The sequence below is a fragment of the Leptospira dzoumogneensis genome (genome assembly GCF_004770895.1).
In the GTDB taxonomy this organism is placed as follows: domain Bacteria; phylum Spirochaetota; class Leptospiria; order Leptospirales; family Leptospiraceae; genus Leptospira_B; species Leptospira_B dzoumogneensis.
Genome location: NZ_RQHS01000018.1, coordinates 461,824 through 480,674, shown reverse-complemented (window position 1 = coordinate 480,674; position 18,851 = coordinate 461,824). Strand labels below are relative to the sequence as shown.

At 41.3% G+C, this 18,851-nt stretch carries 13 protein-coding genes; 9 read left to right on the top strand and 4 right to left on the bottom strand.

What is annotated here, in order from left to right; all coding sequences use genetic code 11:
• Nucleotides 1–79: 79 nt before the first annotated feature.
• From EHR06_RS13120 to EHR06_RS13080, 9 genes are read left to right on the top strand one after another with little or no spacing between them, the layout of a single operon-like run.
• Nucleotides 80–2,155, top strand: coding sequence for a PAS domain-containing sensor histidine kinase (locus tag EHR06_RS13120; protein WP_135757412.1), 2,076 nt, complete (start codon nucleotides 80–82; stop codon nucleotides 2,153–2,155).
• A 4-nt stretch (nucleotides 2,156–2,159) separates the two neighbouring features.
• On the top strand, nucleotides 2,160–3,419 hold the full coding sequence (locus tag EHR06_RS13115; protein WP_425269501.1) for an ATP-binding response regulator: 1,260 nt from the start codon (nucleotides 2,160–2,162) through the stop codon (nucleotides 3,417–3,419).
• A gap of 19 nt (nucleotides 3,420–3,438) precedes the next feature.
• Entirely contained in the window at nucleotides 3,439–3,801 is a 363-nt protein-coding gene (locus EHR06_RS13110; protein ID WP_008591692.1) for a response regulator, read from the top strand.
• Nucleotides 3,802–3,805: 4 nt separating this feature from the next.
• Complete coding sequence (locus EHR06_RS13105; RefSeq protein ID WP_135757410.1) at nucleotides 3,806–4,189, top strand: STAS domain-containing protein; 384 nt, start codon at nucleotides 3,806–3,808, stop codon at nucleotides 4,187–4,189.
• Entirely contained in the window at nucleotides 4,189–6,294 is a 2,106-nt protein-coding gene (locus tag EHR06_RS13100; protein ID WP_135757409.1) for a chemotaxis protein CheA, read from the top strand. The genes EHR06_RS13105 and EHR06_RS13100 overlap by 1 nt, the downstream gene beginning before the upstream one ends.
• A gap of 50 nt (nucleotides 6,295–6,344) precedes the next feature.
• Nucleotides 6,345–9,221, top strand: coding sequence for a methyl-accepting chemotaxis protein (locus EHR06_RS13095; RefSeq protein ID WP_244288588.1), 2,877 nt, complete (start codon nucleotides 6,345–6,347; stop codon nucleotides 9,219–9,221).
• 9 nt (nucleotides 9,222–9,230) lie between these two features.
• Nucleotides 9,231–9,740 carry a chemotaxis protein CheW gene (locus EHR06_RS13090; protein WP_135757408.1) on the top strand — a complete coding sequence of 170 codons (510 nt, stop codon included), beginning with the start codon at nucleotides 9,231–9,233 and terminating at the stop codon, nucleotides 9,738–9,740.
• Nucleotides 9,741–9,742: 2 nt separating this feature from the next.
• Nucleotides 9,743–10,234 (top strand): chemotaxis protein CheD, encoded by a 492-nt coding sequence (locus EHR06_RS13085; protein WP_135757407.1) that lies wholly within the window; start codon nucleotides 9,743–9,745, stop codon nucleotides 10,232–10,234.
• A gap of 6 nt (nucleotides 10,235–10,240) precedes the next feature.
• Nucleotides 10,241–11,269: a protein-glutamate methylesterase/protein-glutamine glutaminase gene (locus EHR06_RS13080; RefSeq protein ID WP_135757406.1), complete on the top strand. Its 1,029-nt coding sequence runs from the start codon at nucleotides 10,241–10,243 to the stop codon at nucleotides 11,267–11,269.
• Nucleotides 11,270–11,299: 30 nt separating this feature from the next.
• Here the strand turns inward: EHR06_RS13080 and EHR06_RS13075 are convergent, their stop codons facing one another.
• The 4 genes from EHR06_RS13075 to EHR06_RS13060 all read right to left on the bottom strand — a co-directional run bounded on the left by EHR06_RS13075 (nucleotide 11,300) and on the right by EHR06_RS13060 (nucleotide 18,791).
• Nucleotides 11,300–14,041, bottom strand: coding sequence for an ATP-binding protein (locus EHR06_RS13075; protein ID WP_135757405.1), 2,742 nt, complete (start codon nucleotides 14,039–14,041; stop codon nucleotides 11,300–11,302).
• Between the two features lie 6 nt (nucleotides 14,042–14,047).
• Complete coding sequence (locus tag EHR06_RS13070) at nucleotides 14,048–15,700, bottom strand: acyl-CoA carboxylase subunit beta (RefSeq protein WP_135757404.1); 1,653 nt, start codon at nucleotides 15,698–15,700, stop codon at nucleotides 14,048–14,050.
• Between the two features lie 65 nt (nucleotides 15,701–15,765).
• Nucleotides 15,766–16,095, bottom strand: coding sequence for an STAS domain-containing protein (locus EHR06_RS13065; protein ID WP_086448750.1), 330 nt, complete (start codon nucleotides 16,093–16,095; stop codon nucleotides 15,766–15,768).
• Between the two features lie 14 nt (nucleotides 16,096–16,109).
• Nucleotides 16,110–18,791, bottom strand: a complete 2,682-nt coding sequence (locus EHR06_RS13060) for a SpoIIE family protein phosphatase (protein WP_425269500.1) — start codon at nucleotides 18,789–18,791, stop codon at nucleotides 16,110–16,112.
• Nucleotides 18,792–18,851 lie beyond the last annotated feature (60 nt).

Sequence of the window (18,851 nt, the reverse complement as noted above, 5' to 3'; positions counted from 1 at the left end):
GCAGAATAAGTCATTTTTGTGGAATTTTCCGCTAAAATGGTTGAATTAAGTTTATTTTCGCTTAAATTTTCTGGCCTATATGGTCGGAGAAGATCTGCGGTTTGACACAGAAACCGGACTTTTTCAAATTATCGTTTCCCAAACTTCAGACGCAATTCTTGTTACAGACGCTGTTCTGAATGAGAACGGACCTTCTATTGTTTTTGTAAATCCTGCATTCTGTGACCTGACCGGATATAGTGCCGAAGAGTTGATCGGCGGCTCCCCTAAAATTTTATTCGGAAAAGAAACCGACAGAAGAATATTACAAAATCTTAAAAACTGCCTATTGCGCGGCGACTCTTACTCTTCTTCCACGATCAATTATAAAAAAGACGGAACCAAATACCATTCCGAATGGAAAGTCTCTCCGGTTAAGGATCAGGATGGAAATATTACGAATTTATTATCTATCCAAAGAGATATCAGCGAAAAGATCATCCGAGAGGAACTTACCGCAAAAAGACTTAGATCCGAAATGGGGCTTACTGCAGCTTCTCAGATCTTATTAAATACTACCCACGAAAGTTTTACGATAGAAAGAGCGATCGAACATTTTTTGGTATTGGTAGAAGCGGAAAGGATCTATCTGTATAAAAGAACCGCAAACCCTGATGTATTAGCATTACAGGCAGAGATCAAAAGCCCCTATTCCAGCGCTACTCTTGCAGAAACTCATCCCGAAATTTCTCTTTCCACTAAATTCTCCAGATGGAAACCGTATCTACTCAGAAATGATATAATCGAGTTCAAAGCTTCCGATCTAATAGATTCTGAAAAATCATTCTACCAAGGAAGAAGGTCGGACACGTTTTTTCTATTTCCGATCCGAATGTCCGGAGATTGGTTCGGATTTTTGGGGATGGAATTTTTTCAACGTGAATCAAGTCCGGAGGAACAATTTACTTTTAGAACATTCGTAGATCTTCTCGGGTTTTATTTGGAAAGAATGTCCATCTTAGAAGAACTAAAGATCCATAAAGAAAATCTGGAAGAAACGGTAATCAAAAGGACCAAGGAACTTTCCGTTCAGAAAGAAAAGGCAGAGGCTGCAAGCACTGCTAAAAGCGATTTTCTTGCAAATATGAGCCACGAGCTCCGTACACCTCTGAATGCGATCATAGGCCTTTCCAAACTGATCAAGATAGAAGACGAAACTTCTAATGATAAAAGGTATTTAGATCTGATCCATAAATCAGGATTACATCTATTAGGTTTAATTAATGATATTCTGGAACTTTCCAAACTGAATGCGGGAAAATCTTCCTTCTATTTTTCTGAAATGGATCTCAGAAAGGAGCTGGAGCAAGTAGTAGAATTTTTAGAACCGGAACTTATAAGAAAACATATACATTTAGTTTGGGACGATCCGGAAGAACTAATCTCAATGATCTGGGGAGATCCAAAGAGAATTCGACAGATCTTTTTGAATTTAGTCGGGAACGCGGTAAAATTCACTTCAGAACAGGGTTCTATCTATCTTTCCATCAAAAGAGAAGGAAAAGATTGGATCATAGAGATCACAGATACAGGGATCGGCATTCCCGATTCGGAACAGAAAAAAATTTTCGACGCATTCTATCAGGTCAGAAACTCCAGGTCAAGGGACACGGAAGGTACAGGCCTTGGACTTTCTATAGTCCAAAAACTGGTAGAAGCTCACGGGGGAAGTATCCGTGTCAAAAGCCAACAAGGGATCGGAACTACTTTCTACCTGAATCTTCCTATTCTGGAACAAACTCCTAAACAATTCAAACCCAGGAAAAACTTTGCAGGAGCTTATCCGGATAAATTAAAAAATTTCTGTTTTATCCAATTGGAATTATCCAACCAGAAAAATGCGGAACTACTCACTCACTTTTTTAAAAAACAAAATCAGCCTTTATTAAAGGAATTTCGAAAGGATAAGAAGATCGTCCTATTCCAGGATTCTAATTCTATCTTAAAAGATAGAATATCGGAAATTTGGAAAACAGTATTTATTCTTCCGGAAGAAACCCAAGATTTCGAAAAGAAATATTCTAAGGAGAATTTTGACTTCGTTCTTTCCCAGCCTATCTCCTTGGACGAATTAAAACTAGTATTAGAAGAATTGGCGGACCAAATCCATGACTAACTCTATAAGTTCCGTAATCAAAAATAAACAAGAGAGAAAGAGTGTAGTCCGAGATCCAATACTTCTAGTAGAGGACAAGTTGGAAAATACTCTAATGCTCGAAGCTCTTTGCGATGAGTTCGGGATACAATACCAGTCCGCTTCCAATGGAGAGGAAGCGTTGGAGATGGCAAAGTCGAATAAATATTCCTTTTATATAGTGGATCTTATGATGCCTGTGATGGACGGCCCTACTTTCATCCAGAGATTGAAGGAATTCCAACCGGACGCGACCATACTCGTTCAAACTGCATTAGATTCCACGGATACTGTGATCGAGGTGATGAAGTTAGGTGTATTCGATTATATTATCAAACCAATCCTTCCGGACCAATTCCATAAGGCACTAAACAAAGCAGTGGATTATCGTTTCTTAAAAGCAAGCGAGGCAGCGATCTTAGAAGCGGAAAGTCTTAAACTTAGAAATCAGTTGGAATGGCTGACCTATAAGGAAACCAGAAGAAAGGCGGGAGACGAATCCTGGGAAAAATCCTCCATACATTCTTTGCAGACTTCCCTGTCTCAGGGATCAGGGATAGGCGCGATCATCAGTCTTTTGGACATGATCAAGACGGAAATGAAAGAGGATGGGGATAATTATCTAATTAATAAAAGTATGATGAACCTGGTGATAGAAAATCAGGAAATCACTAAAAACTTACTCAAGGGACTTACCCAGCTATTAGAGATCATCAATCGGAATCTGGAAAAGAAAAAGATCAAGGCGTCAGAACTTGTGGAAAAGATCAAACATTCCAGTGAATTCATTCTGCCTTATCTGGAAAAGAAAGGACTTAGACTTGCGCTGCCCGTTTTGAAAAAAGAAGTGGAGCTGGATATAGAGGTGGATCTGTTCCTTCTCGCATTGGAAGAAGTGATCTTAAACGCATATAAGTACTGCGCCTCCAAAACTTCTTTAGAAGTATTCACAAGCATCAACCAAGGTTATTTCTGCGTTGTAGTGAAAAATATCGTAGATGAAAGGCCTTACGGAGGTGTGGACGAAAAACATGAAAGCCTCGTGTTACAACCGTTCTTTCGTATTCATCCTCCTGTAGAAAGTGTATCTCACTTAGAAAAATTCGGTTTAGGTCTAGGGCTCACCGCAGTGGATCAGATACTCAGAAAACACAACGGTCTATTCTTTATTCATAATGCAAAAGACCACACGGGGGAACAGGTCCGCCTTTGTGTGATGAGCGAACTATTATTACCCATTCAGTGAGAATGACAAGAAGGAGAATATGAAAAAAATCTTAATCGTGGATGATTCAGCCGTATTTAGGAAGATACTCACCCTCCATCTTTCCCAGGCGTCTTTTTCCGTAATTGAAGCGGAAGACGGACTACAAGGTTTGGAAAAGTTGAAAGAAGGCAAAGTGGATCTGGTGGTGAGCGATATGAATATGCCCAATATGAACGGCATATCTTTCGTTAAGGCTATCAAAGAAGATTCGAATCATAAATTCGTTCCTATCATTATGCTTACGACTGAATCCCAAGATGAACTCAAAAATGAAGGTTTAAAAGCAGGAGCTAAAGCTTGGCTTACTAAACCGTTTTCTCCGGAAGAACTTTTAAAAACGATCCAGGTTTTACTCGTATAATTTTATGTCTTTGGAAATTAAAGTATCTGAACTCGGCCAAAAGAATTCCAGACCGATCTTTCATTTGGATCTTTCCGGAGAGGCTTCTATTTATTATGCGGCAGATTGGAAGTCCAAGCTGCAGTTACTTTTGGATAAAAGTCCTATCCGGATAGAGATAGATACATCCGCCTTAGAAAAGGTGGATTCCAGTTTTGTTCAATCCTTAATTTTACTCAAAAAAGATTCCTTATATAGATCCTGGGACCTTGCGATCTTAAATCACCCGAATTGTTTACTAGAATTTTATGATCTGTACGGTCTGATCGGATTCTTTCAAGATCGTATCCGGATCTCTAAAAAGGATTCTTCTTCCTTTAAGTTTGCGTACGGATTGGAGAAGGTATAATGGATCTTTCAGAGATCAAAGAAGCATTTATACAGGAATCCCTGGAATTATTATCCGGAGCCGAGCTGTATCTTCTTCGTATGGAAAAAGGAGAATTTGACGAGGAAGCTATTCATTCCATGTTCCGTTCCGTTCATACTGTAAAGGGAACAGCAGGAATGTTCGGATACGAATCCATAGAAGAATGTTCACATGAGCTGGAAACCCTACTCGACCTTGCCAGATCGGGAAAAACGGAATTAGATCCGGCGAAAATAGACTTCTTATTAAGAGCGATAGATCATTTAAAACGAATTGTGGAAGATCCGGTTCCTGGGAAAAATTTAAACAGCGAATTAGAAGCTGAACAGATGAAGATCATAAAGGAAGCCCGGCAATTTACCGGAAAAACTTCCGAGAAAAAGGAAATTAAAAATCCTGCAAGTGATTCCTCCCCGGCTCGGATTGAAAAACAAGGAACAGTTAATTCCGACTGGCAGATCACATTCTTCCCTGGAGAAAATATATTTAAGGATGGAATGGATCCATTCTCTTTCTTAAAATATCTTAGGAATATCGGAGAGATCCAATATTTATATGTTTATAAAACAAAACTACCGGATTGGGATCATTGGGATTCTGAAAATTGTTATTTAGGATACGAGGTCCAGCTTAAAACTTCTTCGGAGAAGAAGGACCTGGAATCCGTTTTTTCTTTCGTAAAGGATTCTTCCTTTTTAAGAGTTGTTCCTCCAAATTCTTCCGAAGAAATATTTCATACGATCGCAAACGAGGTTCCCTGCGAAAAAAAAGAATATTTCAAGGCGTTAGAATTACAGGGCTTACGTTTTCAGGCGCCGATTTCTACTCAGTCTACGGAAACTTCTAAAGAACAATCATCTTCCAAAAAGTCTGAAGTTGAAAAATCACAAATCACTCAGATCGTCCCTAAACTAATACGTATAGACTCCGCAAAAGTAGATCAATTAGTGAATCTTGTCGGAGAGTTGATTATATCGGAAGCAAGCCTGGGTCGTTTACTTGCGGACAAGGAAGACTCGGACTTAAACGAGTCTGCGGAAATACTCTCCAGACTCGTAGGAGAGATACGAGAGACTGCAATGGCGCTTAGAATGGTCCCTATAGGAGAACTTTTCGAAAAATATAGAAGAACCGTAAGAGATATTTCCTTGGAACTCGGAAAGGAAGTGGACTTTGAAATTTTAGGCGGAGAAACGGAATTAGACCGCTCGGTGATCGAAAAAATAAACGATCCGATCGTTCATATATTAAGAAATGCTTTAGATCATGGAATAGAACCCAGCCAAGAAAGAGCAAATCTTGGAAAATCACAAAGAGGGAAATTGAAGATCCAGGCCTCTCATTCCACAGGAAGTATTTCGATAGAGATCTCGGACGATGGAAAAGGGATCAATCATGAAAAGATCAGGCAAAAGGCGATTGAAAAAGGACTGATAGATCCTGCCCAAGTATTAAACGAACAAGAAATTTTTAATCTTATTTTCCAGCCTGGATTTTCCACTGCGGAATCCGTTACGAGCCTTTCAGGTAGAGGTGTAGGAATGGATGTAGTACTTCGTAATATAGAATCCTTAAGAGGATCAGTGAATGTACAATCCGAATTCGGAAAAGGTTCCGTATTTTCGATTCGACTTCCTCTTACACTCGCGATCATAGATGGATTTTTAGTTAGATCTTGTGATTCTTACTTCGTTGTACCAATGGATTGGGTAAGAGAGACAATGGAATCTGAACTCCAACTTCTGCCGGAAGAAATTGCAGGCTCTATCAATTTAAGAGGAGAAGTTCTTCCTATTCTACACTTAGGAAGATTTTTAGGTCTGCCTGATCCCGACGAAGGAAGAAAGAACGTTCTTGTTTTAGAACATGACGGTAGGAATTTCGGGATCCTAGTCAACGATCTACTAGGTGAAATACAATCGGTAATCAAACCTTTGAATGAAATTTTCAAAGGGATACAATGTATCAGCGGGACCTCCGTTTTAGGCACAGGGAAGATCGCGTTCATCCTGGACGTACCTGGTCTTCATTCCCTATTAAAGATCCAAAGAACTAATTTGAGAGACAGGACATTCGCTCGTTGAATGAACTTAAATAATAAAGGAATAATTAATTTATAGTATAGGTAAATCGTATGGGACAGGGTAAATTAAAATTAAGCGTAATTGTTTGGTCATTATTGTTAGGAATAGTCCTGACATTCGGATCAGCCGGTTGGAGTTATCTGTATGATCATGGATTCGAGACCGGATCTACGGATAAAATTTCAGTCTCTTCCGAAACGATACATTCGGAACTAAAGGATTATGAATCCGGTCTATATTCTTTATTTCTTCCCGGTCAAAGTAAGGATTCCCTATCTTCTAAATTAGAAGATCTAAAAATGATCCAAAACAAGATCTCATCCGATCTAAAAGTATTTTTTTCAGCTTCAAAGGACACTGATGACCCGCAACAATTCCAGAATGATTTGGATTCTCTCCAAGAAAGTATCCTGGCTGCAAAAGGGATTTTGGGGATCCAGGCAAAAGATACTAGAGAGAATTTTCTAAATCAGATCTCTGAAAATTCAGTACCTAAATTAGAAAAATTGAAATCTAACTGGGAAAAATCCAAATCCTCACTTTCTATTCCTGTCCAGAAAGAAGGTCCGGCATATTATCATTTCTTGTTTGCTATATTTGGCACTCTTCTCTTGCCTGCATTGGTGATTTACCTAAAACCTTTCTCTTCCGGAAGTATAGTTACTGCCGTCAACTACGATTCCGAAGAATTCATTCGGATCAAGACTGCTTTGGACAATGTGACTACGAATATCATGATGGCCGACCAAAATTTAAAGGTCACCTACATGAACAAATCCATTCGTAAGATGTTCGGGAATGCGGAAGAGGATATCAAAAAACAACTCAGCCAATTCAGGGTGGAATCTTTGATGGGGTCGAATATAGATAGCTATCATAAAAACCCGGCTCACCAGAGAAATATCTTAAAGGATCTGAACCAAACGTTCCGTTCGAATATTGATATTGGCGGTAGAAGTTTCGATCTGATTGCCAATCCAATTTTGACGGAGTCCGGTGACAGATTGGGAGCCGTAGTGGAATGGGCGGATGTTACCGAGCAAAAGAAAATGTTGGAAGTCCGACGCCAGGAAAATGAGGAGCTTACTCGTATCAAAGTCGCCTTGGATAATACCAGCACAAACATTATGATCGCTGATACTCATCTGAATATCAAATATATGAACAAAGCGATCGTGAAGATGTTCGAGATAGGTGAGACTGATATTAGAAAACAACTCACCAATTTTCATTTGAACAAATTGCTTGGATCAAATATAGATTCTTATCACAAAAACCCGGCTCACCAAAGAGGAATACTCGGTTCCTTTACTAATACATTCAAATCCAGTATAGAAATCGGAGGAAGAACATTCGATCTGATTGCCAATCCAATTCTCACCGACAACGGAGATAGATTGGGCGCTGTGGTGGAATGGTCCGACGTGACCGAGCAGAAAAAAGTTGCGGAAGCCCGCAAACAGGAAAATGACGAGTTAACTCGTATTAAAGTGGCATTAGACAATGCTTCCACCAACGTGATGATCGCTGATAATGATTTCAACATCAAGTATATGAATAAGGCAGTATACAAGATGTTCCAAAACGGCGAAGGAGACATTAGAAAACAATTAGCCTCTTTCAATTTGCAAAGTTTGCTTGGAACTAACATTGATACTTTCCATAAAAACCCAGCACATCAAAGAAACTTATTGGCGAATTTGAATAGCACCTATGAATCTTCGATCACTATTGGAGGAAGGTCTTTCAACCTGATCGCAAATCCTATCTTAAGCTCTGAAGGACAAAGATTAGGAGCGGTGGTAGAATGGTCCGATATTACTGCAGAATTAGCGGTCCAAAAAGAGATCGAAGAGATAGTAGGCGCCGCAGCAAAAGGTGATTTCAAAACGAGAGTCAAGTTAGAAGGAAAAGACGGTTTCTTTAGAAGTTTAGGAGAAGGTATCAATTCATTCTTACAAGTCAGCGAGACCGGACTGACCGAAGTGGTGGATGCTCTAGAAAGATTGGCTAATGGAGATCTGACTTCTAAAATAGAGAACGAATATTTCGGAACATTCGGTAAACTGAAAGAATACGGAAATACCACAGTCGACAAACTGAACGAGATCATGGGCGATATAGTCATGAAAGCGGGAAGTTTAGTCGGCTCTGCGGGAGAAGTTTCCTCTACTGCAAATTCACTTAGCCAGGGTGCTTCCGAGCAGGCGGCTTCCGTGGAACAGACTACTTCTTCTTTGGAAGAAATGACAGCCTCTATTGATCAAAACGCAAGCAATTCCAAACAGACTGAACAGATAGCGAGCCAATCTTCAAAAGATGCGGAAGATGGAGGTAAATCTGTAACCGAGACAGTGACTGCAATGAAACAGATCGCAGAAAAGATCTCCATCATCGAGGACATTGCTTACCAGACCAACCTACTCGCCTTGAACGCAGCCATTGAAGCGGCGAGAGCAGGAGAACATGGAAGAGGATTTGCAGTAGTAGCTTCCGAAGTCAGAAAACTTGCGGAAAGAAGCCAAAAGTCCGCAAATGAGATCTCAAGCCTTGCAGTATCTTCTGTGGCAATCGCAGAAAAAGCTGGAAAACTCATCAGCGAGATCGTTCCGAATATTAGAAAAACTGCAGATTTGGTACAAGAGATCACTGCTTCCAGTGAAGAACAAGCTTCAGGAGTAGTCGAGATCAATAAGGCAATGGGACAGTTGGATCAGGTCTCTCAACAGAATGCTTCCGCTTCGGAAGAATTAGCTGCGATTGCTGAAGAGATGAATAGCCAGGCTGAATCCTTAAGAGAATCCGTATTATTCTTCCGATTGAGTAAGGAATCTCAGGGAAGAGAAAATTCAGGCAATGGATCCAAAAGTTTGGCGGCAGTGAGGACTGTAAGTGTTCCTGATAAACCTAAGTTCGAAAAATACTGAGGTTTGACAGTGAGCACTTTCGAAGACAACCAGTATTTGACCTTTAAGATCGGAGAGGAAACTTTCGGAATTGGACTTCTGAACGTAAAAGAGATCCTAGAATACACTCATGTGACCACGGTTCCTATGATGCCCTCTTTTATTCCCGGGGTAATCAATCTAAGAGGAAATGTGGTCCCGGTTTTGGATGTATGCGATAAGTTTTTCAGAAAGAAACATTCTCCTGATAAAAGGACCTGTATCGTAATCGTAGAAGTTCCTGAATCTGTGAATGGCGCCAGGATGGATATAGGTCTCATCGTGGAAGCTGTATACGAAGTATTGAGTATACCTTCTTCTGAAATTGAACCACCTCCTACATTCGGTTCCAGGATACGTGTGGATTTTTTAGCGGGTATGGCAAGGCAAACAAGCGGATTCATTCTTTTGCTTAACCTTCTCCGCTTATTAACCGTAGAAGAATTGACCGCATTAGAGGAAACAAAAGAAGAAGCGGCTAACGTAGTCTCCGCAGGTTAAATATGGAACCTGAAATAGTTCGGGATATTTTTCTGCAGCCCGGAGGTTTTTACTGGGGAGAGAATGGAACTAGGATCCGCACACTTTTAGGGTCCTGTGTTGCATTATGTTTTTGGCATCCTTATTCAAAGGTGGGAGGAATGGCTCATATCATGCTTCCTAAAAGGCCTTCTCATGTTCCGGAACCTCATCCAAAATATGCGGACGACGCCCTGGAATCTTTCCTAAAACAATTCCAAAAATTGGGAGAAAGACCGGGCAGATTCGTATGTAAAATTTTTGGAGGAGCTTCTATGTTCTCTCCGGAAGAGGATAAACTGGAAGAAGTAAAAAAGATCGTAGAAATAGGCGAAAAAAATGTGGAGTCCGTCCTGGATCTGGTCCGTAAAGCGAATATAGATCTAACCGCTTCCAATACCGGAGGAAAATCCCACCGAAAAATATATTTCTCACTTTGGGACGGAGAAGTATATATGGAAAATCCTAAAAATTAGTATAATATGATATACGTATATATTATAGATGATTCCGCAGTGGTCCGATCCGTACTCAAACAAGTTTTGGAAATGAATTCGGATATAAAAGTGATCGGATCTTCTCCCGATCCTATATTTGCTCTGGAAAAATTAGGTAAGTCCGAGAGATGGCCGGATGTGATCGTTCTGGATATTGAAATGCCTAGAATGGACGGAATCAGCTTTTTAAAAAAGATCATGCACACTCACCCTACCCCTGTATTGATCTGTTCTTCTCTTGCGGAAGAATCTTCGGAAACAGCTTGGGTTGCGCTAAAAGAAGGTGCGGTAGGGATTGTAACCAAACCGAAGATCGGCTTAAAAGATTTTTTAGAAGATTCTGCGGTTTATCTGGGAGAATGTATTCGTTCCGCATCCATTTCCAAGCTCAAACATCAAATTCCGGCTACTTCTACCAAAACGAACGGACTGGATTTTACAAAAATTGCAACTACCGATAGGATCGTAGCGATTGGGACTTCTACCGGTGGAACGATCGCACTAGAGGACATTCTCACTTCTCTACCTGCAAATAGTCCCGGGATAGTCATCGTGCAACATATGCCTGAAAAATTTACGGAAGCATTTGCGAATCGTTTAGATAAGATATGTAAGATCACCGTAAGAGAAGCAAAAGACGGGGATAGGATCCAGGAAGGGATGGCGCTCATCGCCCCGGGGAATAAACATATGGAAGTGGTCGGAAGTGGTGCTCAATTTATAGTTAGGATTACTGACGGGCCACTCGTAAATCGTCATAGACCTTCCGTGGATGTATTATTTCATTCCGTAGCAAAACATGTAGGACGTAATGCGAAAGCATTTTTACTCACAGGTATGGGATCCGATGGAGCCGCAGGGCTTTTAGAGATCAGGCAAGCAGGTGGAAGAACAATCGCTCAAGACGAGGCAAGTTCCGTTGTTTTTGGTATGCCTAAAGAAGCGATAGAGAGAGGAGCTGCGGAAAAAATACTTTCCTTAGGAGATGTTCCCTCCGAGATTCTCGCCGGTTAGTCACCGACGAAAATCTTAGAAGTGATAAACTTATAGAAGTGAAAAAGTAACCTTATTCTTTCTATCTTGGATCTCTTCCGGAGTTTCGATCTTAACTACTTCGTCCGGAACGATCTTGAAGATTGTCTGGCCTTTTTGGATGATCTTTCCATCACTGTCTTGCAGAACCACATTCTTAATGGTTCCGGAGAATGGAGCAGTGATCTTATTGAACATCTTCATTACTTCTACAATGAATAAAGGTTGGCCCGCTTTAAAATGCTCCCCTTCTTGCACCATCGGAGGAAGATCTGGAGCTTCCTTAGAGTAGAACATTCCACCCATAGGAGAAACGATCTCGTCGGAGCTCGCCTTAGGAGCCGGTGCCAAAAATTTAATGAATGCGTCTCTTGTGTCCGCCTTCTTAAATTCTTCAGGGATTACCGGTTCTAAGTTCTCATCTACTCCCAGTTTATAGAAACCGGATTTGTTCCCGAGGTTCGGAATGATTTTAAGCAATTCTAATCCGATTTGGAATCCTTTATGAGAAGAGATTGCATTTGCCCAAACACCAGCATCCACACCTGCAGGAGCTTTACCTGCAAATACGGAATCCCAATCGGCTGAATCCGCTTTTTTACCGGTAAGTTTTTCCAGTTCTTTATAAAATGCTAATGCAGATTGTAAAACTTGTTGGTCATGATCCCAAATCTGCTCGGATGGAGATTGGTGTAATTCTCCTTCCATATGCAGATAATAATAAAGATCGGAAAGAATATGGATCGGGTTTCGGACCCAAACCACCTGGTCTTTTTCGATCTTCCAGGAAACATTTTCATGATAACCTAAGAAGCCCGCTAAAACGTGAGCATCGGCTAATAATTCACCGAGAGGTCTTGTGATCAAAGTTAGTTTGCGGGAGAGTACCTTTTTTCCTTCTGCAGGAGCATTCGAAAGAACTTTTGTCCAAGCAACTTCCAGATCAATATCCTTGCCTAGGCTTTCCAGAGCGCCTACTGCTGCAAGATAAGAGATCATAAACGCCGTAGAAGGTTTGAATAAAGGATCTTTTCCTAAAATCCAATGGATCAGACCGTAATGAACAAGCAGGTTCGTCTGTAGATCCTGGCCTCTAAGCTCGGTCTTTCTGAGAATATTTCCAAGTTTACGAAGGTTATCTTCTCTACTGGTTCCATAAGTGATCAAAAGTGCGATGTTGGAATCGTAAGCACCAGCTACTTTATAATGTACGAATAGACCTGTATCAGGATTTCTAACGGAAATACCTTGGTCGTCTCTGATCTCTTCCGGTAGAGGTTTGGACCAATTTAAAATGACCCCGCCTGCATGAGGTTGGATTGCCTTATTGGTAGCATTGATACGAACTTCTGCGCCGGAAATATTTCTGACTACACGTTCAGGCTTAGGCAGTCTTTTTCCGTGAAGTGCAAGAAGCGCCATTGCCTCGATCAAGCTGTCTACGATAAAGAATTCGGATTTATTTTCAGGATTGATGAACTTCAAAGAGTATACCATCTCCGTAACTCTATGCTCCACCTGGATCCTGGTGTTCATCTCCATGAAGAAGTGGTTGGTCCCTTCTACAATCAACTCGAAAGTGGAAACACTATTTAAAGCGACTGCTTGTCCGAATCTTTCGGATTGTTCTTCCATTTCTTTGAGGACTTGAAGATCTGCCTTCATGATCTCCGCTTTTTTAGGAGATGTTTTTTCAAGGACTGCGATCTCGTTTTGCAGAAGTTCCTGAGTGAGAGAGATCTCCAGAAGTTTTTGCTCGTGCATCTGCACGGAACAGTCCCTTCCGCCTAAAGCCAAACACCATTCTCCGTTACCGATCAACTGGATCTCGTTGTGTCTGGTCTTTTCGATATTCAATTCTATCAAAAAGTTCCTGTTGGAACCCGGGGCGGTTACTTTAGATTCTGATAATATTTCTTGTACTGCTGTTTTTACTTCTTCCGGTTTGGAAACTACCCTTTGGCCTTTTCCACCGCCACCGCCCACGTATTTGAAACGGATACGGTTGCTTGGGTATTTTTTCCAGATCTCCGCGGTTTCAATTTCCGCCTGAGCCTGTAATTCGGGAATAGTTACTAATTCTACGATCTTCTCGTAACCGGCGTATAATAAGCTTTCCGCATTTTCTTCCAAAGAGATGGAAGAATTATAAGTATAATTCAGTCCTTTTTCCTTCGCAAGAGCAACTAACGCTTTTTCGTCTTTTGCTTTTTTGAGAAGGCAAGTCGCAGAGATAGTATCCACACCGGGAGTTACGGAAACATTCAGTTTACGTGCTAACTTTTTTGCCTCGTCTTTAGAACCGGCTTGGTGAGCCACATGAGAAGAAGGTCCCATGAAAGTAATTCCGCTCTCTTCGATTGCCTCGATGAACTCGGAATCTTCCGCCATAAATCCGTAACCGGCAAAGATATGAGTATATCCGTTATCTTTTGCGATTTGGATGATCTGTTTGATCCTTGCTGCTTTTTCTTCTGCGCCGGCTCCCATATAATCGGGAACTCTGTGGATATTAGAAGGAAATCTAAAATCTCTAAGTTCAGGAGCGAGTGCCATCGGATAAACGACTGAATCTTTTTCTGAAAGTAAGATACCGTATTCTCTGATCCCGATCTGGTCGAAAATTTCCATTGCCTCTTTTCGAACCGGTCCTCGGCAAACGATCAAACATTTGATCGTCTCTAAGGAGAAAGAATGGATCCAAGGAGAAGTAGATTCGCGAAATGTAATGCGCCGATTTTGGTAGTCGATCATCTGAGTTTACTCGAATTCCCTTTGAGGTCCGGACATTGGTCCAGGTTTGTAGTGTCGGATTAAATAATCTAAATTTTTGAATAGGATGTTTCTGGTAGTTCCAGGAAGAACGATCCTGGAAACGGAACCTAAAGACAATGCTTCCTTAGGGTTCATTAGTTCTTTCTCATATTTCTGAGAGAGTACTTGTAGTTTTTTATCCCTGGTCGCAGCAGCATCCTTTTCAGACGCGCCATTCTTCAGATTTTCCTTATATTCTTTTTGGATAGCAGTGATCTCGTCCTTGTAGACGTAGTCCTTACCTGCAGGTCCCATTACCGCAATCCTTGCGGTTGGAAGTGCAAATACCATGTCCGCACCTGTATGGTAAGAGTTGAAACTTGCGTAAGCTCCACCGAATGCGTTTCTAATGATAAGGGTCAATCTTGGAGTGCGGATATCTATGATCGAATCCAGAAGTTTTCGTCCTTCTAAAACGATACCGTTTTGTTCCTGCTCTTTTCCTGGTAAGAAACCGGTAGTATCTTCTAAGAATACTAAAGGAATATTATATACGTTACAGAAACGAATAAATCTCGTACCTTTTCTTGCGGCGCCGATATCGATCTGACCGGAAGAAACTGCAGAGTTATTCGCAACAAATCCTACCACATGTCCGCCCAATCTACCGAATGCGGTAACCAGATTTCTGGATCTTTGGGGTTGGATCTCGAAGTATTGTCCATGGTCACAAATATTTTGGATATATAAAGTGATATCGAATGGAGTATTCATCCCTGTAGGAGAATTGAATGTTTTCTTGAATAAGATCTCTTCTTCGTAGATGAATCTGTCCGTAGGATCAGAAGTAGGATGGAAAGGTGCAGCACTGGAACTATTATCAGGAAGATAAGATAGAAGTCTGAGTGCAGTTCTTAAAGCTCCTAACTCGTCGTTAGTAACTAAATCAACTACCCCGCTTTGTCCGTGGACTTTCGGTCCCCCGAGATCGTCAGCGCTGATGTCCTCACCCAAAACCGATTTAACAACTCCGGGACCTGTCAATCCGAAGAATGTATTCTCCGGTTGGATCATGAAGGAACCCTGTCTTGGAAGATAAGCTCCTCCTCCAGCGTTAAATCCGAACATTAACATTAAGCTTGGGACAACACCGCTGATTTTTCTGAGAGCGGTGAATGCTTCGGAATATCCGTCCAGACCACCAACTCCTGCAGGAACATATGCACCTGCAGAGTCGTTCATCCCGATCAGAGGAATACCATGTTCCCCCGCCATATAGATAAGTCTTGCGAGTTTGTTTCCGTTAGTAGCATCCATGGACCCCGCTCTGAGAGTGAAGTCATGTCCATAGATCGCTACGTCCCTTCCGTTAATATTTAAAATACCTGTGATTAAGGAAGCCCCATCTAAATTTTTTCCCCAGTTTTGGTAGAGAATATTAGGCTCTGAATTGGTAAGGACTTTGATCCTTTCCCAAACAGTCATTCTTCCTTTAGAATGTTGTACTAGGATCCTGTCCGTTCCACCTCCTTGCAGAGGTTTCTCCAATAACTCTTTGCCCATTGCATTGGCATCGTCGTAAATACTGGAAACGGGTTGGGATTCCGATGGATCAGAAGATTGAAACGGATTATTTATAGAGTACGCTTGTTCCGACATACGGTACACAGTTTTTAGAGAAAGGCCAGGGAGGAAAGCCAAAAACCGTGGTTCGGTAAAAGGAATTATTGGAGGCTAGAATCTACAGTATCATAGATCTTAAAAAGGGAATCCATATCTATAATCTCGAAAACCTTACGAACTGCCGGTCTTAAAGCTGCAAGTTTGAGTTGGATCTCTCTTTCCTTACAAACTCTTAAGGAACCAACAATGACTCTCAAGCCTGCGGAAGAAACGAACTCCACGTTGGACATATCTAAGACGATATTGGGCTCTGTGGCTTTGCGGATATGATCCATGAACGCCTGTTCGATCCTATGGGTATTATGAACATCCATATTCCCAATCAGATGGATTACTCTAGAGTTCCCTTTTATTTCTACCGTCAGTTCCATTTTGCCCTCATAGTTCAGCGGAAAAATTTCTGGAGGGTGAGTATGTTTCTTCCCTCTTCCATTTTATAATCCACCACGTCCATCAATGTCTCTATCAGATACACACCGAATCCGCCTTTTCTTTTTCCGGAGAGGTTTTCCTCAATGGACGGGTCTTTGACATTCGTTCTGTCGAATCCTTTTCCGGAATCAGTCAGCACGATCGTGATAGAATCTTCAGTGAACCGAATTTTACAATCGAATTTCGGATTTCTGAGCAGAGTATCTTTGTATCCGTGCATTACAATATTTGTAGCCGCCTCGTCTCCCGCCAAAAGAATATCGTCTCTTAAGAAATCAGGCAGGTTTCTGACCTTGATCGCATCATATATAAATTCCCGGAAGATCGGGATTTGACCCGTATTCGCGTCGAAAGTCCTGAAAAATTGGAAATCGTTATTGTACTTTAGAAGAAGTACGGTGAAATCATCGAAAGGTTCTTTTCCGGAGGAGAAGGAACGAATGGTGGCGTACAATTCTTCCACAATTTTTTGGGCGGGAAGATGTCTTCTGGATTTGATCTCTTCTATCATTCTTTCCAGACCGAATTCATTTCCTTGTGCGTCTTTTTCTTCTACCGCTCCGTCCGTATAGAGAACAAAAATATCTCCCGGCTTGACCGTAAAATTTCCACCCTTGTATTTTGCAGTTGGTATCACTCCAAGCGGAGGTCCCTGGCCTTTTAATAATTCGTAAGAACCGTCTTCTTTGATCCAGACCTGATCATTGTGACCTGCGGATGCATATTCAATCGTAAACAAGGAAGGATTATAATGAATGAAGAATGCGGTGACGAACATTCCGAAATGAGAATCTTCGAAGATCAGCTCATTTCCTTGTCTTAAAATTTCCTCAGGACTTAGATCATGATTTCTGGCAAGTGTTCGGATGATAGAAGAGCTCATCGCCATAAAAAGTGCCGCAGGCAGACTTTTTCCGGAAACATCCGCGATCAAAAAAGAATACTGACCGTCGCTGTACTGGTAATAATCATAAAAATCTCCGGATACATCCTTGGCCGGAACGGAAAGTATCCCCAGATCGAAATTGGAATGAAATACTTTTTCGGAAGGAAGAATATTCTGTTGGATCTTCCGGGTAATTTCCATCTCCTGTTGGATCGCTTTTTTCTCCAACATCTCGTTTCTCAAACGGAAAGCCTCGAATCCCTTCGTAAACTGGGAAGCCATTGTCTGCAATAATCGGAAGTCCGAATCCTGATAAGAAAGTTTATCCTTTCTATCGGCAACAGTCAAGGCCCCGTAAGGTTCTCCACTGGATAAGAATAATGGAACAATAATATAAGAACCTTTTAAATATCTTCTGTCCAACTCATGACGGAATGGTTGGTCTAAAATATCTCTTTTTAAGACGGGAAGACCTTCTTTTATACTAGCTAAAACTTGGGTCCCTGCAATTTCTTCTTCTATAACCCTGTCTATCTTCTCCGCTTTACCATCATAATAAGCGCAGTTGATATAATTCTCTTTAGAAAGACTGTATAAGAAGATACCGGCAACGCTAGCATCCAACTCTCGGATGATAAGTCTGATAGACTTTCGGACCAGACCCAATCGATTCGTAGAAAGACTAACCGCTTGGGATAAGTCAAATAAGGACTCTAATTCCGAGACTTTTTTACGAAGATCTTTGTTTGCATTCTCTAAGTTCTGGAGAAGCCCGGTTTTTTGGATGGCTAATGCGGAAGTCCCGGAAAAGCTTAAAAAAAGTTCTAGATCTTCTCCGGTAAACTTTTCCCTGTCTACCGTGTTGATCGCTTCGATTACACCGATTACCTCGTCGTTTGCAACTAGAGGCGCCGCCATGATATTTCGAGTAGTGAATTGAGAAGCCTTATCCACTTCCTTGTACACCCGATCATCATTCTGGGCATCGTTGATGATCATAGGTTTACGTTCTCTAACGACAAGGCCTGCAACACCTTTTCCAACGGGAACCTGCATCTTAGTAACTGCTTCACTTTTTTCTCCAAGAACAGTATGGAAATAGAGATATTCTTTGGATTCATCCAAAAGAAGAACGCTACACGCTTCCGTTCTAAATACTGTTTTAGAAGAAAGCATGATCGCTTCTAATAATTGAGAAAGGTCTAGAGAAGAATTGATCAAACCGGAGACTCGGATCACTTCCGTAAGTAAGAAGTCGAAACGTTCCGATTGCCTTTTTGCCTGAGCAGCCTCTAATACCAACTGAGTGGTGGCGAGCAAGGAAAGAGTGACTAAGGAAGCATCTCCGGATACATGAGATTCTTTTAATAATCTTCCTACTGTTTTGCAGGTTGTACGGAGAAGTTCGAAATCGGTTTTAGAAAAACGATCCGCAGTCGTTTTTCCCTGTAAAACTAAAACCGCATAACTTGCACGATTTGCTTTTAGACTGGAATCCAGATCATCTACTTTTAATCGGACCACTAAAAGCGGATAACTGCTGGGTGATTTTGACCAAGGAGGAGTTTTACCCCTTTCTAAAAGTAGATCTTTTCCGGATTGAGAGAACGCCCAGTGTGCGGCTTCGATCAGTTCTTTTTCGTTACGACCGGATATCTGTCGTATGTTTGCAGATTCTGTTGTGGAAAATATACCGCCTAAATCCGCATGAGTGAGTGCAATTGCCTCTCTCAAAAAACTATCAAAGATAGAGGAGACCCCTAAACCTTCTTCTAGAAAGAAGGAACCGTCACTTCGACTTCTGAGTAG

Bases quoted from the DNA above. Each gene is read 5' to 3' on its own strand.
- EHR06_RS13120 (WP_135757412.1), top strand. From the start codon at position 80: ATGGTCGGAGAAGATCTGCGGTTTGACACAGAAACCGGACTTTTTCAA.
- EHR06_RS13110 (WP_008591692.1), top strand. From the start codon at position 3,439: ATGAAAAAAATCTTAATCGTGGATGATTCAGCCGTATTTAGGAAGATA.
- EHR06_RS13105 (WP_135757410.1), top strand. From the start codon at position 3,806: ATGTCTTTGGAAATTAAAGTATCTGAACTCGGCCAAAAGAATTCCAGA.
- EHR06_RS13100 (WP_135757409.1), top strand. From the start codon at position 4,189: ATGGATCTTTCAGAGATCAAAGAAGCATTTATACAGGAATCCCTGGAA.
- EHR06_RS13095 (WP_244288588.1), top strand. From the start codon at position 6,345: ATGGGACAGGGTAAATTAAAATTAAGCGTAATTGTTTGGTCATTATTG.
- EHR06_RS13085 (WP_135757407.1), top strand. From the start codon at position 9,743: ATGGAACCTGAAATAGTTCGGGATATTTTTCTGCAGCCCGGAGGTTTT.
- EHR06_RS13080 (WP_135757406.1), top strand. From the start codon at position 10,241: ATGATATACGTATATATTATAGATGATTCCGCAGTGGTCCGATCCGTA.
- EHR06_RS13075 (WP_135757405.1), bottom strand. From the start codon at position 14,041: ATGATCGACTACCAAAATCGGCGCATTACATTTCGCGAATCTACTTCT.
- EHR06_RS13070 (WP_135757404.1), bottom strand. From the start codon at position 15,700: ATGTCGGAACAAGCGTACTCTATAAATAATCCGTTTCAATCTTCTGAT.
- EHR06_RS13065 (WP_086448750.1), bottom strand. From the start codon at position 16,095: ATGGAACTGACGGTAGAAATAAAAGGGAACTCTAGAGTAATCCATCTG.